The sequence below is a fragment of the Bradyrhizobium cosmicum genome (assembly GCF_032290525.1).
Classification (GTDB): Bacteria; Pseudomonadota; Alphaproteobacteria; order Rhizobiales; family Xanthobacteraceae; genus Bradyrhizobium; species Bradyrhizobium cosmicum_A.
Genome location: NZ_JASXTA010000002.1, coordinates 120,462 through 144,751 on the forward strand (window position 1 = coordinate 120,462; position 24,290 = coordinate 144,751).

Below are 24,290 nucleotides of genomic sequence, written 5' to 3' on the forward strand. Positions count from 1 at the left end.
GTCATGCTGCTGTTGCTTGGAGGCTTCCTCATCCTGATGCTGCTCGGCGTTCCCGTGGCGATTGCCATGGCTGCGTCGTCGCTGCTCTACATCCTGGTCAGCGGCGTGACGCCCGACGTCACGCTGGCACAGCGCATGATCGCCGGCGTCGAGAGCTTCCCGCTGCTCGCCGTGCCGTTCTTCATCCTGGCCGGCAATCTCATGAACATCGCCGGCGTCACCGGGCGCATCTACAAATTCGCGGTTGCGCTGGTCGGCTGGATGCGGGGCGGCCTCGGCCACGTCAACATCATCGGCTCGGTGATCTTCTCCGGCATGTCCGGCACCGCGATCGCGGACGCCGCCGGTCTCGGCACCATCGAGATCAAGGCGATGAAGGACCACGGCTACTCCACCGAGTTCTCGGTTGGCGTCACCGCGGCCTCGGCGACGCTCGGCCCGATCATCCCGCCGTCGCTGCCTTTCGTGATCTACGGCATGATGGCGAACGTCTCGATCGGCGCGCTGTTCCTGGGCGGCGTCATTCCCGGCGTTGTCCTGACGCTGCTGATGATGGTCACCGTCAGCTATTTCGCGCACAAGAACAAATGGGGTAGCGATACGCCGTTCTCCTGGCCGCAGCTCGGTTCGGCTGGGCTCGAGATCGTCGTCGTGCTGAGCTTCCCGATGGCTGTCTGGCTCCTGACGGTCGCCGGTCTCTCCACCAATTGGGCCGTTGGTCTCGGCCTGGTCGTGCTGCTCGCGCTCGACTGGTACTTCGACTTCTCCGCGGTGATGGCGCTGATGGCGCCGGTGATCCTGATCGGTGGCATGACGCTTGGCTGGTTCACACCGACGGAGGCCGCGGTCGCCGCCGTGATCTGGTCGCTGTTCCTCGGCCTCATCCGCTACCGTACCATGACCCTGAAGACGGTGGCGAAGGCAACCTTCGACACCATCGAGACTACGGCCTCGGTGCTGTTCATCGTCACGGCGGCCTCGATCTTCGCCTGGCTGCTGACGGTGTCGCAGGCCGCCCAGATGCTGTCGGACTGGATGCTCAGCATCACCCACAACAAATGGGTGTTTTTGGCGCTCGCGAACGTGCTGATCCTGTTCGTCGGCTGCTTCATCGACACCACGGCCGCGATCACCATCCTGGTGCCGATCCTGCTGCCGATCGTGCTCAAGCTCGGCATCGATCCGATTCATTTCGGTCTGATCATGACGTTGAACCTGATGATCGGCCTGTTGCATCCGCCGCTTGGGATGGTGCTGTTCGTGCTGGCGCGCGTGGCCAAGCTCTCGGTCGAGCGCACCACTGTGGCGATCCTGCCCTGGCTGGTGCCGCTGATGCTCGCGCTGATCGCGATCACCTACATTCCTGAACTCACCCTCTGGCTGCCTAAATACATGGGACTCTCCAAATGACCTCCTCCGCTCTCGCCGCTACCCTGTTCGGCCCCGAAGATCTGCGCATGGTCGAGCATCCGCTCGACAAGCTCGCATCGGGCATGGTGCGCATCCGCTTCGGCGCCGGCGGCATCTGCGGTTCGGACATGCATTACTTCCGCCACGCCAGGACCGGCGATTTCGTGGTGAAGTCGCCGCTGGTGCTCGGCCACGAGATATCGGGCGAGGTCGTGGAGATCGCGGGCTCCGCAGCCAATTTGAAAGTCGGCGATCGGGTCGCCGTCAATCCGTCGCGCTGGTGCGGCCATTGCGTCGCATGCCGCGAGGGCCGGCCGAACCTGTGCGAAAACATCTACTTCATGGGTTCGGCCTCGAAGACGCCGCACATGCAGGGCGGCTTCGCCAATTATTTCGACGCGATCCCGGCGCAGTGCGTGAAGATTCCGGACCACGTCTCCTATCAGGCTGCGGCGCTTGCCGAGCCGCTCGCGGTCTGCCTGCACGCGGTGGCGCGCGCCGGCAACATCGAAGGCAAGCGCGGCATCATCTTCGGCGCCGGCCCGATCGGGCTTCTGACCATGCTCGCCGCGCACCGCGCCGGCATGGCCGACGTCACGGTGGCCGATATCGCGCCGGCGCCGCTGGCTTTCGCGACCAAGCTCGGCGCATCGCATGTCGAGAACGTCTCGGCTGGCGAGGAAGGCCTGAAGGCGCAGGCGGCCTCGCGCCCCTATGATGTCGCCTTCGAGGTCTCGGGCACGGCTGCGGGCCTTGCGAGTGCGATTGGCATTGTCCGGCGCGGCGGCGTGGTGGTGCAGATCGGCAATTTGCCGGGCGGCCAGATTCCGACGCCGTCCAATGCCGTGATGGCGAAGGAGATCGACCTGCGCGGCTCGTTCCGTTTCGGCTTCGAGTTCATGACTGCGGTGGAGCTGATCGGCGCCGGCAGCGTCGACGTGCTGTCGCTGGTCACCGCCGAGCGGCCGCTGTCGACCGCGCCGGACGCGCTGCGGCTCGCGCTCGATCGCTCGCAGAGCGTCAAGGTCGTGCTGACCGCGAACTGATTCTTGTTTTGACGCGTTTTCTTCACGCGAACCGGTATCCACTTCGCTCGAAAACGCTTTAGGAGATCCATGATGCTCGAGGGATGGCGCTGGTACGGGCCCGATGATCCCGTGTCGCTGGATGACGTCAGGCAGGCCGGTGCGACGGATATCGTCTCGGCGCTGCATCAGGTGCCGATCGGAGAGGCCTGGACCCGCAAGGCGGTCGAGGAGCGCAAGAACTTCATCGAGCACGGCCAGCCCGGCCGCTCGCAGCTGACCTGGTCCGTCGTGGAATCGATTCCGATCCCCGATGACGTCAAGCGTCTCGGCGGAAAGGCGACGAAGTCGATCGAGGCATGGATCGCGAGCCTGGAGGCGGTCGCCGCCTCCGGCATCAAGATCGTCTGTTACAACTTCATGCCTGTCGTCGACTGGTGCCGTACCGATCTGGAATGGGAATTGCCGAATGGCGCCCGCGCCATGCGGTTCGACCAGGACCGTTTTGCCGCGTTCGAGCTGCACATTCTGAAGCGCCCTGCCGCCGTGCAGGAATATTCGCCCGAGCAGCAGGCCCGTGCGAAAGCGCTGTTCGACCAGATGAGCCAGGCCGATATCGACTACCTCGTCATGGTGATCGCCAGCGCGCTGCCCGGCTCGACCACCGAGCCGATGACCATCCCGCAATTCCGCGACCGGCTCGAAACCTATCGCGACATCACACCCAAGATCCTGCGGCAGCATCTCGCCGAGTTCCTCGGTCGCGTCACGCCCGTTGCCGAGCAGCTTGGCGTGTCGCTGACGCTGCACCCGGACGATCCGCCGCGGCCGCTGTTCGGCCTGCCGCGCATCGCCTCCAGCGCCGAGGACTACCAGGCGCTGTTCGACGCGGTGCCGTCCAAGGCCAACGGCATCTGCCTGTGCACGGGCTCGCTCGGTGTACGTGCGGAGAACGATCTGCCTGCGATGGCGGAACGCTTCGGACCGCGCATCGCCTTTGCGCATCTGCGCGCGACCAAGCGCGAGGCCGACGGCCTGTCGTTCTACGAATCCGATCATCTGGACGGCGATGTCGACATGGTCGCGGTGCTCAAGGCGCTGCTGAAGGAGAACGCGCGGCGTTCGCCGGATAAGCGGATCGTGTTCCGCCCCGATCACGGCCACCGCATGCTGGACGATCTCGCCGCCACCAAGCGCACCAATCCCGGCTACACCGCGATCGGCCGCCTGCGCGGCCTCGCCGAGCTGCGCGGCGCCATCCGCGCGATCGAGCATCGGTAGAGATAGAGCCCTGTCCACGTCGTCGTTGCGAGCGTAGCGAAGCAATCCAGAGTGTTTCCGCGGAGGGATTCTGGATTGCTTCGCTGCGCTCGCAATGACGTGGAGGGAGAGGTGCCAAGGCTGCTACAGCGTCATGGCCGGGCTTGTCCCGGCCATCCACGTCTTGCCCCGCGATGCAGAGAAGTGGATGCCCGGGACAAGCCCGGGCATGACGACTGCTCGTGAGATTCGCCTATACGCTCAGTAACACGCCGCCATTGCGCCGAGCTTCGGATGGAGCCGGTCGATCGCGGCGATCTCGCTTTGCATCTGCGCGAGGATCCAGTCGCGGATTTCGGCGGCGATGGGGCGCATCGGCCGGTTGCGCGGCGGCAGGAACTCGCAGACGCGCCGCGTGGTGGTGAGCGCGTTGGATGCCGGCACCAGCGCGCCGGTCAGCAGCCAGTGCGAGGCAACCGTCAGCCAGCCGAGCGCGATGCCCTGGCCGAGCAGGGCGGCCTGCACCACGACCGCGTAATCGGTGAAGCTCAACGCCTTGGCCGCACCGCGCCGCCGGGTGAGGAACGATGAATAGTCCGCCGCCCAGTCGCCGGGCGTCTCGGCAAGGCGGATGATGGTGTTGCCCTCGGCCGGCCCGGTCTCGCCGAGATAGGCAGGGCTGCACACCGGCAGCATCACCTCTTTCATCACCAGCGTGCCGCCCGAGGACGGTTCTTCGCGATCGCGGAAGCGCATGCCGAGATCGACATTCTCCACCGGCCCGCGCAACGCACCGGAGATGAGCTGGAAGCGCAGATCGACCTGCGGAAACTGCCGCTGCAGCTTGTCGATGCGCGGCATCAGCCAATGCGTGGTGAAGGCGGAGGAAACCGACAGCGTGACCGTTTCGGTGCCCCTGCGGCGGCGCTCGATCTCGATCAGCCCGGTTTCGATGCTGCGAAAACCGTCGTGCACGCGGCGATACAAGAGCTCGCCTTCCTCGGTGAGCACCGCGCGGCCCGCTTTGCGGTCGAACAGGCGAACGCCGAGATGCTCCTCGAACTGGCCGAGCATCCGGCTCACCGCCGGCTGCGTGACGTTCAATTCGGCCGCCGCTGCCGTGAAACTGCCGTTGCGCGCCGCTGCGTCGAAGACGAACAGGGCGTTACTGGAGGGCAGCATCCGGCGCAGCTCAGGCATAACACCATGTTATGGGCGCGGTGAGAATTTGGCAATTGCCGGATTTTGCCAAGTCTGGTGTCATTGACATGACAGCCTAAAGACAGTGCCTTCGAGAGTAGATTTGGTGCGTCGCACGCTTTCATCGTGAGTGCCCAAAATCCCTGTCTATAAAGCAGGCTTATGGCGCGCAGTGAGGCACGCCGGCAAAGGACATGGGCGAGGTCGATCGTTGGACAAACGAGCGGAAAGCGTCGAGATCAGGTCGGCCAGCAAGGCCTACGGCGCCGTTCGCGCCCTCGACGACGTCTCCCTCAATGTCGGCGCCGGCGAGTTCGTCTCGCTGCTCGGCCCCTCCGGCTCCGGCAAGACCACGCTGCTCGGCATTTTGGGCGGCTTCATCCTGCCCTCGAGCGGAACGATCCTGTTCGGCGGCCGCGACGTTACCTGGATGCCGCCGCACAAGCGTGACATCGGCGTCGTCTTCCAGAACTATGCGCTGTTTCCGCATATGAGTGTCGGCGAGAACGTCGCCTTTCCCTTGCGCGCGCGACGCCTGCCGAAATCGATCTGGCCGGACAAGGTGCGTGCGGCGCTCGCGATGGTGGGGCTGGCCGGTTATGAGGAGCGCGGCATCGCGCAGCTCTCCGGCGGCCAGCGCCAGCGCGTGGCGCTGGCGCGTGCCATGATCTTCGAGCCGCGCCTGATCCTGATGGACGAGCCGCTCTCGGCGCTCGACAAGCAGCTGCGCGAATCCATGCAGATCGAGCTGCGTGCGCTGCACCGGCGCATCGGCGCCACCATCATCTATGTCACCCATGACCAGCGCGAAGCGCTGACCATGAGCGACCGCGTTGCCGTGATGAAGGACGGCCGCCTGATCCAGATCGACCAGCCCGAGCGGCTGCACGATCATCCCGCGGACTCTTTCGTGGCGAGCTTCATCGGCGAGGCGACGATGCTGCCGGTTCGTCGCGTCGATGCCTCCAGCGTCGCGCTCGGCAATGCGCTGCTGCGCAGCGCCCGCGCCATTCCCGACGGAGACGCCCTGATGCTGGCCGTGCACAGCGAAAAGCTCTTGATTGACGACGGCGCGCAGGACGCCGCCTGCAACCGCCTGACCGGGACGGTCACCGACATCGTCTACCAGGGCGAGAGCCTGCGCATCTTCCTCGCGCTTGCCGACGGCGTCGCGCTCAGCCTGCGCCAGCCTGCCTATCACCAGGCCTACAGCCGCATTCCACCGCTCGGCGGCAGCCTCACCGTCACCCTTCATCCCGAGGACACCATCGTCGTGCCCCGGGTGGACTGAACCCAAGCCTTACCAACCGAGAGAAGAAACTGATATGTCGACCCAAGCCGCGTTCAGCAATTTCAAGGTCCTCACCTTCGACGTCGTCGGCACCTTGATTGATTTCGAGACCGGCGTGCTCTCCGCGGTGCGCAGGATTTCGGGCAAGTCGCCGGCCGAACTCAGCGACGACAAGATTTTCGAGTCCTACAAGCGCGGCCGCGACAAGCACCACGAGCGCTCGAGCGAGGTGATGTTCGACGTCTACCGCTATCTCGCCAAGGAGCTCGGGCTGCCCGCTGACGACGCGTCGTGCGACATGTTCCAGCTCGCGGTGCTGCGCTGGGGACCGTTCCCGGACTCGGTGGAGGCCTTGAAGCGCCTGCGCACGAAATTCCGTCTGGTGGCGATGACCAATGCCGACCGCGTCGCGCTCTCCTGTTACGCGCACGCGCTCGGCGATCCCTTCGACGACACGGTCTGCGCCGACGAGACCGGCGTCGCAAAGCCCAACCCGGAGTTCTTCGCCTATAACAAGGGCCGCCAATCTGCCTTCGGTTACAAGCAATCCGACATCCTGCACGTCGCGCAGAGCCAGCACCACGACATCGGGATCGCGCGACAACTCGGCTACAAGGTGTGCTGGATCGAGCGGCGTCAGGGCATGGCCGGCTTCGGCGGAACGCCGGCGGTGGAGACGCTGACCAAGCCGGACTTCCATTTCGCGACGTTGAAGGCGCTCGCCGACGCGGCGATCGGGCCGGCGACTTGAACCTGTGGGCACAGCCATGACACGGGACTGGAGCGCGCTGCCGTCGGTCAATTCGCTGTGGGAAGCCACGGCGGAGCCGGCGCGTGCGTTTCCCGTGCTGTCCGGCGAGCAACAGGCCGATGTGGTGATTATCGGTGCGGGCTATACCGGGCTATCAGCGGCGCACCACATCGCCAAGAGCGGGCTCAGCCCCATCGTGCTCGAGGCCAACCGTCCCGGCTGGGGCGCGAGCGGGCGCAATGGTGGAGTCATCACCGCAAAGTTCCGCCTGTCGTTCCGCGAGATCGACGCCGTGCACGGCCGCGCTATGGCGCGGCGCATGTACGAGATCGCGCATGAATCCACCGATATCGTCGAGGAGCTGGTCTCCGAATTCGGCATCACCAGCGCTAACCTGACGCGTACCGGCCAGGTCAAGGCGGCGCATAACCAGACGACGCTGAAGGCGGCGATCGACGAAGCCAATTGGATGACGCGCGAGATGGGCTCCGCCGAGGTCCGCATCCTCGACAAGCGCGGCGTGCGCGACGAGACCGGCTCCGACATATTTGTGGGCGGCGTGCTCAATCCGGGCTCCGGAGGCATCCACCCGTTGAATTATCTGCGCGGCCTCGCCGATGGTGTGGCGCGCCGCGGCGTTCCGATTTTCCAGGAATCTCTGGTCGTAAAGCTCCGGCGCGAGAAGGACGGTGTCGTTGCCGAGACGCCGCGAGGGGCGGTGCGCGCCAAGCAGGCGATCATCGCGACCAACAGCTATTCGGATCTGACGGGCGCGACGGCGCATCTACAGCGCACGCTGATCCCGTTCCGCAGCGCCATGGTCGCTACCGAGCGACTGCCGCGCAACCTCGCTGAAAAGCTGATGCCGACGGGGCGCAGCTACACCGAGACCAAGCGCATGATGCGCTGGTTCCGCATGGTCGACAACCGCGTGATCTTCGGCGGCCGCGGCGCCTTCGGCAAGCAGGATTCGCAAGCCGCCTTCGATGCGCTGCGCAAGGCGATGGTCGGCATCTTCCCCGATCTCGCCGACGTCCCGCTCGCCTACAAATGGTCGGGCCTGGTCGCGATGACGCTAGACTCAGTGCCGCATATCGGCCGGCTCGACGACCGCACGCTGTTCTCGATGGGCTATAACGGTGCCGGCGTTGCGATGTCGAGCCTGATGGGCCGCTATCTGGCCGCCTTGTTGCGTGGCGAGACGCCCGATGTCGGCCTGCTCGACGCGCGGCGCATGAAACCCATTCCGTTCTATCCGCTGCGCGAGCCCGCCGTGCGCATGGTCGCCGGCTGGTACCAGTTTCTCGATGCGATCGGTCAGTGAGATTTATTTGGAGGAGGCGAGGATGAATACGAAACGGAGTTTTGGACTTGGCTGCGCGTTGCTGGGCGCAATCGGAGTTACCACGGCGGCGAACGCTGCCGAACAGATCACCTTCGTCTCGCAAGGTGGCGCCTATCAGCAGGCGCAGACGGTGGCGATTCTCGATCCCTCCGCCAAGAAGCTCGGCATCACCATCAACCAGGATTCCATTCCCGACGCCTGGCCCGCGATCAAGACGCAAGTCGGCAGCGGCAAGCCGATCTGGGACGTCGTCGACACCCCGACCGGCAACTGCCTGCGCGGCGGCGAGCAGGGGCTGATCGAGAAGCTCGACTTTTCGAAGATTCCAAATGGCGCGGCGATGCCGGAGGCGTATCGCAGTCCCTATTCGGTGTCCTACGAGTTCTATTCCAGCGTGCTGGCCTACAGCCAGAAAACCTTCCCGAAGGACGCGCCGAACAGCTGGGCCGATTTCTGGGACGTGAAGAAATTTCCCGGCCGCCGCGCGCTGCGCAACCACCCGTTCGCGACGCTCGAGGCCGCGCTGATGGCCGACGGCGTCGCACCGGACAAGCTCTACCCGCTCGACGTCGATCGCGCCTTCAAGAAGCTGGAAGAGATCAAGCCGCACATCACGGTGTGGTGGACCTCGGGCGCGCAGTCGGCCCAGCTTCTCAACGACGGCGAGGTCGACATGGAGATGGCCTGGAACGGCCGCGTCAGCGCCGTCGCCAAGGAGGGCGCCAAGGTCGCCTTCACCTACAACCAGGGCATCCTTCAGAGCACCTCGCTCTGCATCCTCAAGGGCGCGCCGAATCTCGACACGGCGGTGAAGTTTCTCAACCAGGCCGTCGATCCCGTGCATCAGGCCAACCTGCCGCTCCACATCGATTATGGTCCGGGCAACCCGAAGGCGTTCGAGACCAACGTAATCAAGCCGGAGCGCGCCGCGCAATTGCCGAGCGAGCCCGCGAATGCGGCAAAGCAGGCGCTGATGTCCTACGCCTGGTGGTCCTCGCCTGCGGGCGAGGCCGCCGAGAAGCGCTGGGCGTCGTTCATGCAGAAGTAAGCGAAGCGAGGCCGCGTTGACGACATCCTTGCCAGATCCCTCCCAAAAGCATCAGCGCCGTGAGCACGGGCTGATGCTGGCGTTGGTGTCGCCGGCGCTGCTGGTGATCCTGGCTCTGATCGTGCTGCCGGTCGGCTGGCTTGCCTGGCAGTCGATCTACCATGACGGCTTCACGCTGGAGAACTATCGCCGCATCTTCACCGAAGCCATCTATTGGCGCAGCTTTGCGCTGACCTTCGAGATCAGCCTCGCGGTCACATTGATCGCGCTGCTGCTCGGCTATCCCGTGGCCTACCTCGCCAATGCCGTGCCGAAAGGGTGGAGCATCCTGATCCTGTCGCTGGTGGTGCTGCCGTTCTGGACCAGCGTGCTGGTGCGGGCCTATGCCTGGCTGGCGCTGCTCCAGCGCACCGGCGTCATCAACCAGTTCCTGCGCTATCTCGATGTGATCTCGGAGCCGCTCGCGCTGGTCCACAACACGTTTGGTACGGTGGTGGCGACCGTGCACATCCTGCTCCCCTTCATGGTGCTGCCGCTCTACGCGACCATGCAGAAAATCCCCGGCGATTTGATGCAGGCCGGTGCCAGCCTCGGCGCGAGCCCGTCGCTCACGTTCTTGCGCGTATTCCTGCCGCTGTCGCTGCCGGGCGTACTCGCCGGCTGCACCATGGTGTTCGTGCTCTGCCTCGGATTCTACATCACGCCGGAACTGCTCGGCGGCGGCCGCACGGTGATGGTGTCGATGCTGGTGAGCCGCAATGTCGAACTCTACAACCAGTTCGGCGCGGCCAGCGCGGTCGCGGTAGTGCTGCTCCTCAGTGTGCTCGCGATCTTCGTCGTCGTCAGCCGCTTCATCTCGCTCGATCGCATCCTGGGGCAGAAATGACGCGATTGTCGCCCGCACGGATTGCCCTCTACGTGATCAGCGCGCTGGTGCTGGTCTATCTGATCCTGCCGGTTCTGATCATCGCGCCAATCTCCTTCTCCAGCGCGCGCTTCCTGACCTTCCCGCCGCCGTCGTTCTCGCTGCGCTGGTACCAGCAATATTTCGCCAACCCCGCCTGGATGCAGGCGACGCGGGTGACGCTGACGGTGGCGCTGCTGACCGTGGTGATCGCGACGCCGTTCGGGGTGGTCGCCGCCTATGCCATCAGCCAGTCGAAGCTGCGCATCATGCGCGTGATCCACATGGCGCTGCTGCTGCCGCTGGTGGTGCCGATCATCATCACCGCGGTCGGCATCTTCTTCGTCTATGCCAAGGTCGGCCTGGTTGCGACGCTGCCGGGCCTCGTGCTGGCCAATGTGATGCTGGGCCTGCCTTACGTCGTCATTTCCGTGCTGGCGGGCCTGCAGAGCTTCGATCCCGCACAGGAGATGGTGGCGCGCAGCCTTGGCATGAACCGGCTGCGCAGCTTCTTCGCGGTGACCTTGCCGCAGATCAAATCCAGCGTGGTCGCGGGCGGTATCTTCGCCTTCATCTCAGCGATGGACGAGACCATCGTCGCGCTGTTCATCTCCGGCGGCCAGTACCAGCCGCTGACCAAGCGCATGTTCACCGCGCTTCGCGACGAGATCGACCCGACCATTGCCGCGATCTCGACGCTGATGACGGCGGCATCCTTCATGCTGGTGCTGCTCGCGAGCACGCGGCAGAAGAAGAGTGGGTGAGGGCTGTCGCTAAGCCGCTGCCGCCAGCCACGCCAAAATCATCTCCACGATCTGCGTCCGGCTCTTCGCCAGCACCCTGGGTTCGCTGAGATCGCGGTCGAACAGGGCGCCGAAGGTGTGGCGGTTGGCGACACGAAAGAAGCAGTAGGAGGAGATGGCGAGGTGCAGGTCGATGGCATCGACGTCGTCGCGGAAGACCCCCTCAGTGCGGCCACGCTCGAGGATACCGTCGAGCGTCGCGATCACGCTGGCGTTGAGCTGGCGCAGTTGCTGGTTCTGCTTCAAGTGCTTGCCGTGATGGATGTTCTCGATGCTGACGAGGCGGATGAAGTTGGGGTTGCGCTCGTCATGGTCGAAGGTCGCCTCGATCAGGCGGCGCAGTCCCTCGCGGGCATCGCAGCTTGCGATGTCGAGCTGGTCCTCCAGCGCGCGGATGCTGCGATAGGCCTCCTCCAGCACCGCAAGGTAGAGCTGCTCCTTGCCGCCGAAATAATAATAGATCATCCGTTTCGAGGTGCGCGTCCGCGCCGCGATCGCATCGACGCGGGCGCCGGAATAGCCCTCTGAGGCGAATTCGGCCATCGCCACTTCGAGGATGTCGCGCTTGGTGCGCTCGGGGTCGTTGGTGCGCTTCGATGGGGCCGGCATGCGCTCGAGCATCATTGTTGTCCCCGCCACTTTCCACGGATCACCTTGAAGGTGAAGGCAAATTGCGCCCGTTCAGGCCTCGATCCAATGCATCTTGCATAAACGTACTAGTTCGTACATTATCTATTCAAAGCAAGGTTGCGGCAACAAGATCCATAAAGCGCGCGCGAGGCGGACGGCCTGACGCGAACCGCATCGGACACAAGGGGAGGAGATTTCATGACGTTGACGTCAACCGCGTCGCTGCGCGCATCACCCAGCGCCGAGGCCACGTCGAACAAGCTGCCGAAGCGCGCCGCGCTGGTCAGCTTCGTCGGCAGCATGCTCGAATACTACGACTTCTTCATCTATGGCACCGCGGCGGCGCTGATCTTTCCAAAAGTGTTCTTCGCCAATGTCGATCCCTCGACAGCGACGTTGCTCGCGCTGCTGTCCTTCGGCATTGGCTACATCGCGCGCCCCGTCGGCGCCGTCATCCTCGGCCATTTCGGTGATCGCATCGGCCGCAAGACCGTGCTCTTGTTTACGCTGGTGCTGATGGGTGGCTCGACACTTGCCATCGGCCTGTTGCCGGATGCCAAGGCAATCGGCAATGCCGCACCTGTCATCCTGACGCTGCTGCGGCTGTTGCAAGGCCTGTCGGCCGCCGGCGAGCAGAGCGGCGCGAACTCGCTGACGCTGGAGCATTCCGCCAATTCCAACCGCGCCTTCTTCACGAGCTGGACGCTGAGCGGCACCCAGGCGGGCGCAATCCTTGCGACACTGGTGTTCATCCCGGTGTCGAGCCTGCCGGAGGAGCAATTGCTGAGCTGGGGCTGGCGTATCCCGTTCCTGCTGTCCTTCATCGTGCTCGTCGTCGCCTATCTGGTGCGGCGGACCATGCCGGAAACGCCCGTGTTCGAGGACATCAAGGACAAGGCGAAGGTGGCGCGCTTTCCCGTCGTGGCGCTGATGCGCGACTATTGGTCAGACGTGCTGCGCGTGATCGTCTGTGCGCTGATCGCCACTGTGAGCACGATGACCGCGGTGTTCGCGCTCGGCTATGCCACCAGCAAGTTCGGCGTCGCGCGGCCGACCATGCTGTGGGCCGGCGTGCTCGGCAATGTCACGGCACTTATCACCCAGCCGCTGTGGGCCCTGCTTGCCGACAGGATCGGCCGCAAGCCGGTGTTCATCGGCGGCGTGCTCGGCTGCGCCGTGCTGGTGTTCCCCTACTTCATTCTGGTGACGTCGGGCAATACGCCGGCGATCTTCGCCGCGGCGATGATCCTCTCCGGCATCATCTACGCCGCACCGAACGCGATCTGGCCGTCGTTCTATGCCGAGATGTTCGAGGCGCGGGTGCGCTATTCCGGCACCGCGATCGGCACGCAGCTCGGCTTCCTCGCCGCCGGCTTCACGCCGCTGGTAAGCGCAAGCCTGGTCGGCGAGGGGCCGAACGGGTGGATTCCCGTTGCGATCTTCGTCGCCTGCTGCTGCGTCATCTCGGCAGCCGCTGCGGCGACCGCGCGCGAAACCCACACCGTCGATATCGCCGATCTCGGCAGGCGGCGCGGTTGAACGAAGAACAGGATCGCGATCGCATGCCGACCGGCGCAGTTTCGACCACCAACGGGCCGATTACCGGCGTTGAGCAGAACGGTGTCCGCTGCTTCAAGGGGGTGCCGTTCGCCACCGCGCGGCGTTTTGCCAAGGCAATTTCGCCGGTTGCATGGGCGGAGCCGCGCCGCTGTACCAGCTATGGCGCTTACGCGCCGCAGCCCGGTCATCTCGATCATGCCGACGAGAATGCCTGTCTCAGCCTGAACATCTGGGCGCCGGCCGAGGCCGATCGTGCGCTGCCGGTGCTGTTCTTCATCCATGGCGGCGCCTTCGTCACCGGAGGCGGCGCCGACTACGACGGCTCGTTTCTCGCGGCTCACGGCCCGGCGATGATCGTCACCATCAACTACCGGCTCGGTCCGCTCGGCTTCCTGCAACTGCATCGCCAAGGCCTCGCCGAGGCCAACAACCTCGCGCTCCAGGATGCGCTCGCCGCGCTCGACTGGGTGCGCGACAACATCGTGAATTTCGGCGGCGATCCAGATGCGATCACCCTGTCCGGCCAGTCGGCAGGCGCCTCCCTGGTGATTGCGCTCGCAACCCTGCCACAGGCCAAGGGCAAGTTCGCTCGCGCGCTCGCGCTGAGCGCGCCTGGGCGGAATATCATGAGCGCCGATCATGCCGACAACGTCGCGCGCCGCGTGCTCGATGAGCTCGACCTTGCGCACGATCCGGCCGCGATCATTTCGGTGCCGCTGCCAAAGCTGTTCGCGGCCGTAGAGCGGGTCGGCCGCAGGCTCGCGGACGAGACCGAGCAGGGCACCGTGTTCGGCCCGGTGCTCGATGGCAGCGTGATCCCGCGCGAGCCGCGCGATGTCTTCGCCGACGGAAGCTTGCGTGACATTCCGCTCTGGCTCGGCTCCTGCCGCGACGAGATGGCGATGTTCCTGAAGAGCACGCCGCCCGCCGCGATGATCCGCACCACCGAGCGGCAGGTGCGCACGGCGTTCGGAGACGCCGGCTGGTGTCGTCTGCTGTCCTATTATCGCGCCACCGCGCGCCTCGACGAGGATCCTTACGAGGCGCTGCTGTCGGATGCGTTCTGGCACCGTCCGATGGCCGATCTCGCACGGCTTCATGCAGCCGCAGGCGGCGCGGTGTGGCTGAGCCGGTTCGACCATCGCCCGGCGCTGGAGCCGTTCCTGTCGCAGGGGCCGACCCATGGTGCGGACAACGCGTGCCTGTGGGCGCATCTGCCAAATTTCGTCGATCGCCCGATCCTGAAGCGCGAGGGCGGTCCGATGACGCCAGCCGACATCGACGTAGCGGCGCGATTTCAGGCGAGCTTGCTGCGCTTCGTCACATCAGGCGCTCCCGACGTCGCGGAAGCCTGGCCGCGGTTTGAGCCGCGCAGCGAGCCGCTCGCGATCTTCGGTCAGCCGTTCCACATTGTGCCGCTCAACGACGGCGCGCGCGCTCGCGTGTGGGCGGAGCTGAGCGCAGGCAACAACGACAAGATGAGGGAGACCGGATGAGCATTTTGAGAAAGACCGTGCGCGTTCGATGGCGCTCTGCCAATTCGATTGTCTCGCTGCTTGGCACATTCGCGATGCTGGCGACCTCGTCGGCGCCAGCGCAGATCGTCGCGACGCCAGTTCCCGGCGACCCTGTCAGCATTGATAGCGGCGCTGTCTCCGGCAAGCTGCTGCCATCCGGCGTGAAAGCCTATTTCGGCATTCCGTTTGCGGCGCCGCCGCTCGGTGATCTCCGTTGGCGCGCGCCGCAAAACGTCGAGGCGTGGAAGGGCGTCTATCACGCCGACCGGCTGGCGCCCGAATGCATCCAGGTGCTGCGCCGGCACAATCTCAATCATTATTTCGGCGAGGAGGCGACCAGCGAGAATTGCCTCTATCTGAACGTCTGGGCGAGCCCGGATGCGAAACCCGGCGCGAAGCTGCCGGTCGTGGTCTGGATCTATGGCGGCGGTTTCACGCTCGGCTCCAGCGGCATGGCAATGTATGACGGCGAGAACGTTGCGAAGAAAGGCACGATCTTCGTCAGCTTCAACTACCGCGTCGGCATTCTGGGCAATCTCGCCCATCCCGAGCTGACCGCGGAATCGCCGCACCATGCCTCCGGCAATTACGGCCTGATGGATCAGGTCGCGGCGCTGCAATGGGTCAAGCGCAACATCGCGCGATTCGGCGGCGACCCTGATAACGTCACCATCACCGGGCAGTCCGCCGGCGCCATGTCGGTGTCTGCGCTGGAGGCGAGCCCGCTGGCGAAGGGCCTGTTCCATCGCGGTTTTGCGATGAGTCTCAGCATGTTCGACAACCGCTTCAAATTCCCGGCGCTACCACAGGCCGAGAAGATCGGGCTGGAGGTGCAGTCCGCGCTCGGCGCGGCCTCGCTCGCCGAGATGCGGCTGATCCAGGCCGACAAGATTCTCGCGATCCAGAAGGATTGCCAGCTCGGCTGCGCCGGCTCGATTTCGGTCACGCCCGATATCGACGGCTATGTGCTACCCGACACCGTCCCGAACATCTTCGCGGCCGGCAAGCAGAATGACGTCGCCACCGTCGCGGGCTTCACGCGTGACGAGAGCTCGAACGATCTGCGCGCCGCCGGCACGCTAGAGGCCTATGTTGCCGCTGCGAGAAAACTTTACGGCGATCAGGCCGATCGCTTCCTTGCGCTCTATCTCGCCAAGACCGACGACGAGGCCAAGGCCATGGGGCTTCTCGCCGCGCGCGAGGGGCTGGTCGAAATCGGCACGCGCAACTGGGCGGTCGCACAGGCGAAGACCGGCAAGGCGCCGTTCTACATGTACATGTTCTCGCGCGTTCATCCCTTCGCGCCCGGTGTCGAGTTCTTCGACAGTCCGCAGAAGATCGGTGCCTATCACACGTCCGACGTGCCGTACTGGTTCGGGACCCAGGATGCCTTCAACAAGTTCCGCACGACGCGCGTCTGGACCGAGCTTGATCGCGCGCTGTCCGAGCGCATGATGGATTCGCTGGTCGCCTTCGCGCGAACCGGGAATCCGGGCACGCCGGCGACGCCGTGGCCGCAGTGGAAGCAGGACTCGCAGAAATATGTCGAGTTTGGCGACGACAGCGGTGTGCGCGAGGAGAACCGCGCGCGCCTCGACTTTCACACGCCGGCGAACGTCACCCCCTCGACGCCGCGGGTGTCACGGGACTAGGGCGGAGCGGCTTTCGACAGGGCCGCATGACCACCTGTAATCTGCTTCACACGCAAATGCGGCGAGTGACGCTAGAGGAAGCGAGGCCCCGCTTCCGCGCGGCCCGCTTCGGAGCTGGCGAGGATTGCTGCACTGGCAAGAGCAATATCCCGCGCGACGGGAACCAATGTCGAAATCGAAATTCTCAAGGTCCTCGTGATCTTCTCAGGCGCGGGCCTGCTGCTCTCACTCGTCGCCGCGATGATCTACGGACAGGCCCCCAACGCCGCTCTGTTTTGAACGCGTGCCAGTTCATCGCGCACAGGCCCGTCAGCGCTGTGAGCGAAATAGCGAGATGTTGTCGCTTAGCCAATCGGCTACAGGACGTGGAGCATGGCCCGTCAACTCGCGGACAGTCGACGTGGTTTCTGCGAGCACCGATTCATGGAAGATGCGATCCAGGCCGAGCAGCAGGTCGGCGCCGAATTCGCTGAGTCCCGAAGCGAGCAGCTTCTCACGCTGCTCCGCAGGGCTTCGGTGCTGATATGTGACGGCGCGGCCAAGCAAGCTGGACAGTGCGTCGGCTATTCTAGCCATGCTTAGAGCGGCTGGCCCGGTCAGGTGATAGGCGCGCTGAGACGTCACGTGCGCATCGTCGAGAAGGACGGCGAAAGCCGAATCTGCGACATCGCGTGTGTCGATCAGATTGACCAGCCCATCGCCTGCTGCCCCGCCCCATGTGTCATTGGCGACTGGATCACCAGCTCGCGCCAGGATCTCAACAAAACCCGAAGGTCGCAAAACCGTAAAGCCTACGTCGCAGGTCGCAAGATGCGCCTCAATCCGCATATGCCAGTCGAACGGATGTAGCCGGGACGGCGGTCCCAACGCGGATAATTTCACGATGTGGCTGACGCCGGCGGCGACCGCTGCGTCGATCAGCGCGATTTCATTGGCGACCTGCCGGGGAGACGTGCCATGGGCGAGGAATAGACGGTCGGCGCCGTGCAGGGCGTCGTCCAAGGTCGACCGCGCATCGAAGTCCACGGTCGCAAGGGAGATCCCGGCTGGCAGGCGTTGAGCGTCCGGCGTGCGGGTCAACGCCACAAGCTCAACCGGTTCGGCGATCAGTTTCGAAATCAAGGCGGAGCCGACGCGACCTGTGGCGCCGGCGACCGCAATGCGTGGACGGCCGGCACGATGCGGGGAGGGGTTGAACATCCGGATAACCTTTCATATCTTGGAACGATCAGTTCAAGATATTTGGAACGATCGTTCCAAGATGTCAAGCGGGAATTCGATGAGCGGAAAACCCCAATTCGATGACGATGCCGTGATCCATTCCGCGATGGATGTGTTTTGGCGTCACGGCTATTCGGCCTCGTCGATCGATCAATTGACGACAGCGATGGGCTTGTCACGGTCCAGTGTGTACAAGCGGTTTCGAGACAAGGACGGGCTGTTCCAGGAAGTCCTTTCGACTTACGTGGACCGCGTCGTGCGGCGGATGAGCGCGGTTCGCGGCGACACGAAGCGCCAACAGCTTGAAGCGCTGTTGCACGAATTCCTGCCTAAAGGAGGCAAGACGGTGCGGCCCGCCGGGTGCATGCTGGCCCGATCTTGTGCCGAGATGGTCGATCTGCCCCCGGCAGGCCAGTCGGTCGCGCGGCAGGGACTTGCGCAGCAGCGCGCGATCCTCGTCCAGATTCTGCGTGAGGCGGTCGCGGATGGAGAATTGGCGGCGGCAGCCGACATCGACGGATTGTCGTGGCACTATCTCGGCGTGTTGCAGGCCATACTGAATTTGCCGCAAGCTGGCGCGACTGCTGGCGAGCTTCGCCGCATTGTAGAACTTGCAATGATGGCGTGGCCCTTGCGCCCGGCCGTCGGGGCCCCCCTGCCGCTTCCTGCTGGAGAGGCATGACGTGGCCGTGGTGCCGGGCAGCTGTTTCGGCCTTGCACCTTATTTCCGCCTGTCCTAGCAACCTCCGAACAAACTTGCGCGAGGCCGTGATGCGCATCGCCAAAGCCCGTTAGGAGCCGTCATGACCATTCGCAACACCCGCACCGGGGGCCAGATCCTGATCGACCAGCTGGTCGCGCAAGGAGTCGACCGCGTGACCTGCGTGCCGGGCGAAAGCTATCTCGCGGCGCTGGACGCGCTGCATGACAGCCCGATCGACGTCGTGATCTGCCGCGCCGAAGGCGGCGCGGCGATGATGGCGGAAGCCTACGGCAAGCTCACGGGACGCCCGGGCATCTGCTTCGTCACCCGAGGCCCCGGCGCGACCAATGCCAGCCACGGCGTCCACATCGCGATGCAGGACTCGACGCCGATGATCCTGTTCGTCGGCCAGGTCGATACCGGCATGCGCGAGCGCGAGGCGTTCCAGGAGCTGGACTACAAGGCGGTGTTCGGCACCATGGCGAAGTGGGCGGTCGAGATCGATCGCCCCGACCGCATTCCGGAATTGGTCGCGCGCGCCTTCCGCGTCGCCATGCAGGGCCGTCCCGGTCCCGTCGTGATCTCGCTGCCGGAGAACATGCTGACCGAGACCGCCGCTGTTGCGGACGCCATGCGGATCGAGCCGGCGGTGAGCTGGCCGGCGCCATCAGATCTCGAGCGCGTCGGCGCGATGCTGGCAAGCGCCAAGGCGCCGCTCGTCATCCTCGGCGGCTCGCGCTGGACCGATGAAGCGACCAGGAGCATCGCGCGCTTCGCCGAGCGGTTCGACCTGCCGGTCGCGACCTCGTTCCGCCGGGCGTCGCTGATCGATGCCGATCATTCGCACTATGCCGGCGATCTCGGTATCGGGCCGAGCCCCGGCTTGAAGGCGCGCATCGACGGGGCCGATGTCATTCTGCTTATCGGCGGCCGCATGTCCGAGATGCCGTCCTCGTCCTACACGCTGCTCGATATTCCGACGCCGCAGCAGAAGCTGATCCACGTGCATCCCGGCTCCGAGGAGCTCGGCCGCATCTATCAGCCGGCGCTCGCGATCCAGGCGACGCCCGCCGCGTTCGCCGCCGCCGTCGAGACGCTGAAGCCCGCCGGCGCCGTTGCCTGGAAGGGCGAGGCCGCCAAGGCGCATGCCGATTATCTCGCCTGGACCGAGAAGGCGCGCGAGCTGCCGGGCACGTTCCAGTACGGCCAGGTCATGACCTGGCTGCGCGACCGCCTGCCGAAGGACGCGATCATCTGCAACGGTGCCGGCAATTATGCCGGCTGGATCCATCGCCATCACCGCTTCCACAGCTTTGCGGCCCAACTCGCGCCGACCTCGGGCTCGATGGGCTACGGCGTGCCGGCGGCCGTGCTGGCGAAACGGCAATATCCGGATCGCACCGTCGTCGCTTTTGCCGGCGACGGCTGCTTCCTGATGAACGGGCAGGAGTTCGCGACCGCCGTGCAGTACGACGCGCCGCTGATCGTCATCGTCGTCGACAATTCGCAATACGGCACCATCCGCATGCACCAGGAGCGCGACTATCCCGGCCGCGTCGTCGGCACCCAGCTCAAGAACCCGGACTTTGCGATGTACGCAAAAGCGTTCGGCGGCCATGGCGAGCGGGTCGAGCGCACCGAAGAGTTCGCGCCGGCCTTCGAGCGCGCGCTGGCTTCGGGCAAGCCGTCGATCCTCCACTGCATCATCGATCCGCGCGCGATCTCGGTCGGGAAGGATTTTACGCCAGCGGTGAAGGCGTAACCGATGCCTGAAGGCCGCCACGTCGCCATCATCGGAGCCGGCGCGGTCGGCGTGATCAGCGCCATCGAGGCGCTGCGCGAGGGGCATCGGGTCACGCTGATCGACGCGGGCGAGCCCGGTGGCGAACAGGCGGCGAGCTACGGCAATGCCGGCTGGCTGTCCTCGCATTCGGTGATCCCGCCGGCCGAGCCGGGCATCTGGAAAAAGGTGCCGGGCTATCTGATCGATCCGCTCGGTCCGCTCGCGATCCGCTGGTCTTACTTGCCGAAGGCGCTGCCCTGGCTGATCAAATACCTGCTCTCGGGCTGGACCGAAGCGCGGGTCGAGAAGACCGCCTTCGCGCTGCGCGATCTCCTGAAGGACGCGCCGCTGCTGCACCGGAAGCTCGCGGAAGAAGCGGGCGTGCCTGAGCTGGTCGAGCGCAACGGCGTGATGCACGTGTTCCCGTCGCGCGGCAATTTCGACAATGATCTCGGCTGGCGCCTGCGCAAGAAGGTCGGCGTCGAATGGCTGGAGCTCAATGCCGACGAGATGCGTCAACGCGAGCCTGATCTGCATCCGCGCTACACCTTCGGCGTCGTGGTGGAGGAGGCCGGCCGCTGCCGTGATCCCGGCGCCTACGTTGCAGCCCTTGCCCAGCATGCGCTCGCGCGCGGTGCCAAACTCGTGCGCGCCAAAGCGACGGGCCTCAAGCTCAACGGCAATAAGCTCGTCGCCGTCGTCACGGAAACCGGTGAGATTCCCTGCGATGCCGCGGTGGTCGCCGCCGGCGCGCATTCGAAATGGCTCACCGCCTCGGTCGGCGATCCGCTGCCGCTCGAGACCGAGCGCGGCTATCACGTCATGATCGAAAATCCGGAATCGGGCCCGCGCAGCTCCATGATGGCGTCCGACGCAAAAATGGTGGTGAACTGGACTAACAAGGGACTGCGCGCCGCCGGCACGGTCGAGATCGCCGGCCTCGAGGCCGCGCCGAACTGGAAGCGCGCCGAGATCCTGCGCAACCATCTCGTTAGCATGTTCCCAAAACTGCCGAAGGACATTCCGGCCTCGCGCATCAAGACCTGGTTCGGTCATCGGCCGAGCATGCCTGATGGCCTTCCCTGTATCGGCCATGCGCGCGCCTCGCGCGATATCGTCTACGCCTTCGGCCACGGCCATGTCGGCCTGGTCGGCTCGGCCCGCACCGGCCGTCTCGTCGCGCAGCTCCTGAGCGGCAAGCAGCCGGAGATTCCGCTCGCGCCGTTCGCGCCCACCCGCTTCCTCTGAGATCGCACCATGACCACTCCAGCCAACTCGTCCTCTCGCATCGCCCGCGGCGGCAAAGCCATCTATGGCGCACCGCTCGGCATTTTGATGCTGGAAGCGCGCTTTCCCCGCATTCCCGGCGACATGGGCAACGGCACGACCTGGCCATTCCCGGTGCTCTATCGCGTAGTCAGCGGCGCCTCGCCGGAGAAAGTGGTGCTGAAGGGCGCGGCCGGCCTGCTGCCCGACTTCATCGATGCGGCCAAGGATCTGGTGCGGCTCGGGGCCGAAGCCATCACCACCAATTGCGGCTTCCTCTCGCTGTTCCAGAAGGAGATCGCGGCCGCCGTCGGCGTGCCCGTTGCGACCTCGTCGCTGATGCAGGTACCGTGGGTGCAGGCGACCCTGCCGCCGGGCCAGCGCGTCGGCCTCGTCACGGTGTCGGGCTCGACCTTGACGCCGGCTCATCTCGAAGGCGCCGGAGTGCCGCTCGATACCCCGCTGGTCGGCACCGAGCACGGCAAGGAATTTTTTCGCGTGCTGATCAAGGCCGAGAAGGACGACATGGACGTGGCGCAAGCCGAGCGTGATGTGATCGAGGCCGGCAAGCAGCTTGTTGCCAAGAACCCCGACGTCGGTGCCATCGTGCTCGAATGCACCAACATGCCGCCCTATGCAGCGGCGCTTCAGGCCGAGGTCGGATTGCCCGTCTATGATATCTATTCCATGATTACCTGGTTTCATGCCGGGCTGCGGCCGCGTCAGTTTGGCTAGAGGTCGAGAAGCTGCCGATGGCTCCTCTTCCTTCTCGCAATGCACATCGTGCTTCGGGTTCGCAGCGGACACCGAAAAGGCAGCTATACAATCCGTCGATACCTGATCGTGCCAGACGGTCAGAGCCATCGCGCGGAATAGTCGCTAGCGTGCCGCTCGAAATTCACGGGGACAAGCGGTGCACAGCCCTCAATCCAATCCCGACACGCGCGCAGACGACTGGCCGTCCGAGCTCTATCGCATTCTGAAAGCCGCCGGCGTGCGGCAGATGTCGCACGTCCCCGATGCCGGCCACAGCCAGCTGATCCGCTTGTTCTCGGCCGACCGCGACGTCACCACCAATGTGCTGACGACCGAGGAAGAAGGGATTGCCATTGCCGCCGGCGCCTGGCTCGGCGGCCAGCGCAGCGTGCTCTTGATGCAGTCGAGCGGGGTCGGCAATTGCATCAACATGCTGTCGCTCTCGGCGATCGGCCGCTTTCCGCTGCTGATGCTGGTGACGATGCGCGGCGAATGGGCCGAGTTCAATCCGTGGCAGGTGCCGATGAGTCGGGCGACGCAGCCCTCGCTGGAAGCGATCGGCCTGAAAGTGATGCGGGCGGAGACGCCGGAGGATCTGGTCGAGACCGTCGAATCGGCGGCGTCGCTCGCTTACGATTCAGACCAGCAGATCGCGGTCCTGATCGGGCAGCGCCTGATCGGCAAGAAGAAGTGGTGATGTCGATGTCCGTTTCGTCACAACTCGACCGCCGCGTCGCCGTCGCCACCCTCCTGAAGGATCGCAAGGACACGCTGGTGGTCTCCGGCCTCGGCTCGCCCACCTACGACCTTCATTCCGTCGGCGACCATGACGGCAATTTCTATCTCTGGGGCGCCATGGGCGGTGCCGCCCTGATCGGGCTTGGCCTCGCTCAGGCCCAGCCGTCCAAGCGTGTCCTCGCCTTGACCGGCGACGGCGAGCAATTGATGGGCCTCGGCGGCCTCGCCACCATCGGCGTCGCGCGCCCGCGCAATCTCGACATCGTCGTGATCGATAACCAGCATTTTGGCGAGACCGGGATGCAGGCGAGCCACACCGGGCGCGGCGTCGACCTCACGGCGATCGCCGCGGCCTGCGGATTTGCCGCGACCGGAACCGTGCGGACGCTCGAGGAGGTGCAGCGCCTCGCAGCGCGAATCGCCGAACCGGCCGATGGCCCGCGGCTTTTTGTCATCAAGGTCTTGGCCGAAAATCCGCCACGCTCGCTACCCTCGCGCGATGCCGTCTTTATCAAGAACCGGTTCCGTGCTCATCTCGGCTTCGCGGCAGCCTGAACCGGAGTCCGATCCGGTATAGCCGCCCGAGCAGCTATTCTGGAGTGAGCCCCATGAAACTATCCGGCAAAGTCGCCGCCATCACCGGCGCGGCGCGTGGCATCGGCAAAGCCTGCGCAAAGAGATTCTTGGACGACGGCGTCAAGGTCGTCATCTCGGACGTCGATGCCGATGGGCTTGCCGCGACGGCCGCCGAACTCGGGCGGCCTGACGCCTTGCGCACCGTGGTCGGCAATGTCGCCAGGCGCACTGATGTGGATCAGCTGGTTGCCACCGCCGTGAAGGAGTTCGGCCGTCTCGACATCATGATCAACAATGCCGGCGTGGCCCGCAACCGGGACTTTCTTCAGATTTCCGAGGAGGAATTCGACGAGATCATCGGCATCAATTTGAAGGGCGCGTTCTTCGGCGTGCAGGCGGCCGCGAAGCAGATGATCGCGCAAGGTTGCGGCGGGGTCATCATCAACATGTCCTCGGTGAACGCGCTGCTGGCGATCCCGGCGCTTGCGACCTACGCCATGTCCAAGGGTGGCATGAAGCAGCTCACTTCGGTCGCAGCCGTCGCACTCGCCCCGCACAATATTCGCGTCGTCGCGGTCGGGCCGGGGACGATTTTGACCGACATGGTGGCGTCGTCCATCTACACTTCGGAAGATGCCCGCAAGACCGTGATGTCACGCACGCCAGCTGGCCGCGGCGGCGAGCCGAGCGAGGTGGCTTCCGTGGTCGCCTTCCTCGCCAGCGATGATGCCTCCTACATCACCGGGCAGACGATCTATCCGGACGGCGGCCGGCTGATCCTGAACTACACCGTGCCGGTGAAGGAGAAGTAGGGGGCGGGTGGTCGCCCCACAGTCGGTGTCATCGCCCGG

22 protein-coding genes are annotated in these 24,290 nt (G+C 65.0%); 19 read left to right on the forward strand and 3 right to left on the reverse strand.

The genetic code is table 11. The annotated features are described in order from the left end of the window. Nucleotides 1-3 precede the first annotated feature (3 nt). The 3 genes from QSV46_RS04355 (at nucleotide 4) to uxuA (ending at nucleotide 3,716) form a co-directional block, all read left to right on the forward strand. Nucleotides 4-1,410, forward strand: a complete 1,407-nt coding sequence (locus QSV46_RS04355) for a TRAP transporter large permease (RefSeq protein WP_314946926.1) — start codon at nucleotides 4-6, stop codon at nucleotides 1,408-1,410. Continuing rightward, the gene (locus tag QSV46_RS04360) at nucleotides 1,407-2,456 is read left to right on the forward strand and encodes an L-idonate 5-dehydrogenase (protein ID WP_314946929.1); all 1,050 of its coding nucleotides are present in this window, start codon (nucleotides 1,407-1,409) and stop codon (nucleotides 2,454-2,456) included. The genes QSV46_RS04355 and QSV46_RS04360 overlap by 4 nt, the downstream gene beginning before the upstream one ends. A 69-nt stretch (nucleotides 2,457-2,525) precedes the next feature. After that, entirely contained in the window at nucleotides 2,526-3,716 is a 1,191-nt protein-coding gene (uxuA, locus tag QSV46_RS04365) for a mannonate dehydratase (RefSeq protein WP_314946932.1), read from the forward strand. 240 nt (nucleotides 3,717-3,956) lie between these two features. Here the strand turns inward: uxuA and QSV46_RS04370 are convergent, their stop codons facing one another. Beyond that, nucleotides 3,957-4,895 (reverse strand): LysR family transcriptional regulator, encoded by a 939-nt coding sequence (locus tag QSV46_RS04370; RefSeq protein WP_314946934.1) that lies wholly within the window; start codon nucleotides 4,893-4,895, stop codon nucleotides 3,957-3,959. Between the two features lie 211 nt (nucleotides 4,896-5,106). Between QSV46_RS04370 and QSV46_RS04375 the strand changes: the two genes are divergently transcribed. The 6 genes from QSV46_RS04375 to QSV46_RS04400 all read left to right on the forward strand — a co-directional run bounded on the left by QSV46_RS04375 (nucleotide 5,107) and on the right by QSV46_RS04400 (nucleotide 10,998). Then, entirely contained in the window at nucleotides 5,107-6,186 is a 1,080-nt protein-coding gene (locus QSV46_RS04375; RefSeq protein WP_314946937.1) for an ABC transporter ATP-binding protein, read from the forward strand. 34 nt (nucleotides 6,187-6,220) lie between these two features. After that, on the forward strand, nucleotides 6,221-6,937 hold the full coding sequence (locus QSV46_RS04380; protein ID WP_314946939.1) for an HAD family hydrolase: 717 nt from the start codon (nucleotides 6,221-6,223) through the stop codon (nucleotides 6,935-6,937). A 16-nt stretch (nucleotides 6,938-6,953) separates the two neighbouring features. After that, nucleotides 6,954-8,261 (forward strand): FAD-binding oxidoreductase, encoded by a 1,308-nt coding sequence (locus QSV46_RS04385; protein ID WP_314946942.1) that lies wholly within the window; start codon nucleotides 6,954-6,956, stop codon nucleotides 8,259-8,261. A gap of 22 nt (nucleotides 8,262-8,283) precedes the next feature. Then, nucleotides 8,284-9,330, forward strand: coding sequence for an ABC transporter substrate-binding protein (locus QSV46_RS04390; RefSeq protein ID WP_314946945.1), 1,047 nt, complete (start codon nucleotides 8,284-8,286; stop codon nucleotides 9,328-9,330). 73 nt (nucleotides 9,331-9,403) lie between these two features. Then, a complete protein-coding gene (locus QSV46_RS04395) occupies nucleotides 9,404-10,216 on the forward strand; it encodes an ABC transporter permease (protein ID WP_314946948.1) in 813 nt (270 codons plus the stop codon). Beyond that, the gene (locus QSV46_RS04400) at nucleotides 10,213-10,998 is read left to right on the forward strand and encodes an ABC transporter permease (protein ID WP_314946951.1); all 786 of its coding nucleotides are present in this window, start codon (nucleotides 10,213-10,215) and stop codon (nucleotides 10,996-10,998) included. Before QSV46_RS04395 ends, QSV46_RS04400 begins: the two co-directional genes overlap by 4 nt. Before the next feature lie 9 nt (nucleotides 10,999-11,007). Here QSV46_RS04400 and QSV46_RS04405 read toward each other — a convergent pair whose 3' ends face one another. Continuing rightward, nucleotides 11,008-11,658 carry a TetR/AcrR family transcriptional regulator gene (locus tag QSV46_RS04405; RefSeq protein WP_314947873.1) on the reverse strand — a complete coding sequence of 217 codons (651 nt, stop codon included), beginning with the start codon at nucleotides 11,656-11,658 and terminating at the stop codon, nucleotides 11,008-11,010. Nucleotides 11,659-11,865: 207 nt separating this feature from the next. Between QSV46_RS04405 and QSV46_RS04410 the strand changes: the two genes are divergently transcribed. Genes QSV46_RS04410 through QSV46_RS04420 form a run of 3 tightly spaced genes read left to right on the forward strand, consistent with a single transcriptional unit; the run spans nucleotide 11,866 to nucleotide 16,396 of the window. Next, complete coding sequence (locus QSV46_RS04410; protein WP_314946953.1) at nucleotides 11,866-13,206, forward strand: MFS transporter; 1,341 nt, start codon at nucleotides 11,866-11,868, stop codon at nucleotides 13,204-13,206. Beyond that, the gene (locus tag QSV46_RS04415) at nucleotides 13,203-14,723 is read left to right on the forward strand and encodes a carboxylesterase family protein (protein ID WP_314946956.1); all 1,521 of its coding nucleotides are present in this window, start codon (nucleotides 13,203-13,205) and stop codon (nucleotides 14,721-14,723) included. The genes QSV46_RS04410 and QSV46_RS04415 overlap by 4 nt, the downstream gene beginning before the upstream one ends. Then, the gene (locus tag QSV46_RS04420; protein WP_314946959.1) at nucleotides 14,720-16,396 is read left to right on the forward strand and encodes a carboxylesterase/lipase family protein; all 1,677 of its coding nucleotides are present in this window, start codon (nucleotides 14,720-14,722) and stop codon (nucleotides 16,394-16,396) included. The genes QSV46_RS04415 and QSV46_RS04420 overlap by 4 nt, the downstream gene beginning before the upstream one ends. Before the next feature lie 309 nt (nucleotides 16,397-16,705). Here QSV46_RS04420 and QSV46_RS04425 read toward each other — a convergent pair whose 3' ends face one another. Further along, a complete protein-coding gene (locus tag QSV46_RS04425; RefSeq protein WP_314946961.1) occupies nucleotides 16,706-17,596 on the reverse strand; it encodes an NAD(P)H-binding protein in 891 nt (296 codons plus the stop codon). Nucleotides 17,597-17,675: 79 nt separating this feature from the next. Between QSV46_RS04425 and QSV46_RS04430 the strand changes: the two genes are divergently transcribed. The 7 genes from QSV46_RS04430 (at nucleotide 17,676) to QSV46_RS04460 (ending at nucleotide 24,251) form a co-directional block, all read left to right on the forward strand. Continuing rightward, nucleotides 17,676-18,299 (forward strand): TetR/AcrR family transcriptional regulator, encoded by a 624-nt coding sequence (locus QSV46_RS04430; protein ID WP_314946964.1) that lies wholly within the window; start codon nucleotides 17,676-17,678, stop codon nucleotides 18,297-18,299. Nucleotides 18,300-18,420: 121 nt separating this feature from the next. Beyond that, entirely contained in the window at nucleotides 18,421-20,082 is a 1,662-nt protein-coding gene (locus QSV46_RS04435; protein ID WP_314946968.1) for a thiamine pyrophosphate-binding protein, read from the forward strand. A 3-nt stretch (nucleotides 20,083-20,085) separates the two neighbouring features. Then, nucleotides 20,086-21,351, forward strand: coding sequence for an FAD-dependent oxidoreductase (locus tag QSV46_RS04440; protein WP_314946972.1), 1,266 nt, complete (start codon nucleotides 20,086-20,088; stop codon nucleotides 21,349-21,351). Nucleotides 21,352-21,360: 9 nt separating this feature from the next. Continuing rightward, complete coding sequence (locus tag QSV46_RS04445) at nucleotides 21,361-22,104, forward strand: aspartate/glutamate racemase family protein (RefSeq protein ID WP_314946975.1); 744 nt, start codon at nucleotides 21,361-21,363, stop codon at nucleotides 22,102-22,104. A 178-nt stretch (nucleotides 22,105-22,282) separates the two neighbouring features. After that, complete coding sequence (locus QSV46_RS04450) at nucleotides 22,283-22,822, forward strand: thiamine pyrophosphate-binding protein (protein WP_314946978.1); 540 nt, start codon at nucleotides 22,283-22,285, stop codon at nucleotides 22,820-22,822. Nucleotides 22,823-22,827: 5 nt separating this feature from the next. Next, nucleotides 22,828-23,418, forward strand: coding sequence for a thiamine pyrophosphate-dependent enzyme (locus tag QSV46_RS04455; protein WP_314946981.1), 591 nt, complete (start codon nucleotides 22,828-22,830; stop codon nucleotides 23,416-23,418). Nucleotides 23,419-23,471: 53 nt separating this feature from the next. Beyond that, nucleotides 23,472-24,251 carry an SDR family oxidoreductase gene (locus tag QSV46_RS04460; RefSeq protein ID WP_314946983.1) on the forward strand — a complete coding sequence of 260 codons (780 nt, stop codon included), beginning with the start codon at nucleotides 23,472-23,474 and terminating at the stop codon, nucleotides 24,249-24,251. Nucleotides 24,252-24,290: the final 39 nt, after the last annotated feature.

Coding starts and splice junctions, on each gene's coding strand:
- QSV46_RS04355 (WP_314946926.1), top strand. CDS start 4: ATGCTGCTGTTGCTTGGAGGCTTCCTCATCCTGATGCTGCTCGGCGTT.
- QSV46_RS04360 (WP_314946929.1), top strand. CDS start 1,407: ATGACCTCCTCCGCTCTCGCCGCTACCCTGTTCGGCCCCGAAGATCTG.
- uxuA (WP_314946932.1), top strand. CDS start 2,526: ATGATGCTCGAGGGATGGCGCTGGTACGGGCCCGATGATCCCGTGTCG.
- QSV46_RS04370 (WP_314946934.1), bottom strand. CDS start 4,895: ATGCCTGAGCTGCGCCGGATGCTGCCCTCCAGTAACGCCCTGTTCGTC.
- QSV46_RS04380 (WP_314946939.1), top strand. CDS start 6,221: ATGTCGACCCAAGCCGCGTTCAGCAATTTCAAGGTCCTCACCTTCGAC.
- QSV46_RS04385 (WP_314946942.1), top strand. CDS start 6,954: ATGACACGGGACTGGAGCGCGCTGCCGTCGGTCAATTCGCTGTGGGAA.
- QSV46_RS04390 (WP_314946945.1), top strand. CDS start 8,284: ATGAATACGAAACGGAGTTTTGGACTTGGCTGCGCGTTGCTGGGCGCA.
- QSV46_RS04395 (WP_314946948.1), top strand. CDS start 9,404: ATGCTGGCGTTGGTGTCGCCGGCGCTGCTGGTGATCCTGGCTCTGATC.
- QSV46_RS04400 (WP_314946951.1), top strand. CDS start 10,213: ATGACGCGATTGTCGCCCGCACGGATTGCCCTCTACGTGATCAGCGCG.
- QSV46_RS04405 (WP_314947873.1), bottom strand. CDS start 11,658: ATGCTCGAGCGCATGCCGGCCCCATCGAAGCGCACCAACGACCCCGAG.
- QSV46_RS04410 (WP_314946953.1), top strand. CDS start 11,866: ATGACGTTGACGTCAACCGCGTCGCTGCGCGCATCACCCAGCGCCGAG.
- QSV46_RS04420 (WP_314946959.1), top strand. CDS start 14,720: ATGAGCATTTTGAGAAAGACCGTGCGCGTTCGATGGCGCTCTGCCAAT.
- QSV46_RS04425 (WP_314946961.1), bottom strand. CDS start 17,596: ATGTTCAACCCCTCCCCGCATCGTGCCGGCCGTCCACGCATTGCGGTC.
- QSV46_RS04430 (WP_314946964.1), top strand. CDS start 17,676: ATGAGCGGAAAACCCCAATTCGATGACGATGCCGTGATCCATTCCGCG.
- QSV46_RS04435 (WP_314946968.1), top strand. CDS start 18,421: ATGACCATTCGCAACACCCGCACCGGGGGCCAGATCCTGATCGACCAG.
- QSV46_RS04440 (WP_314946972.1), top strand. CDS start 20,086: ATGCCTGAAGGCCGCCACGTCGCCATCATCGGAGCCGGCGCGGTCGGC.
- QSV46_RS04445 (WP_314946975.1), top strand. CDS start 21,361: ATGACCACTCCAGCCAACTCGTCCTCTCGCATCGCCCGCGGCGGCAAA.
- QSV46_RS04455 (WP_314946981.1), top strand. CDS start 22,828: ATGTCCGTTTCGTCACAACTCGACCGCCGCGTCGCCGTCGCCACCCTC.
- QSV46_RS04460 (WP_314946983.1), top strand. CDS start 23,472: ATGAAACTATCCGGCAAAGTCGCCGCCATCACCGGCGCGGCGCGTGGC.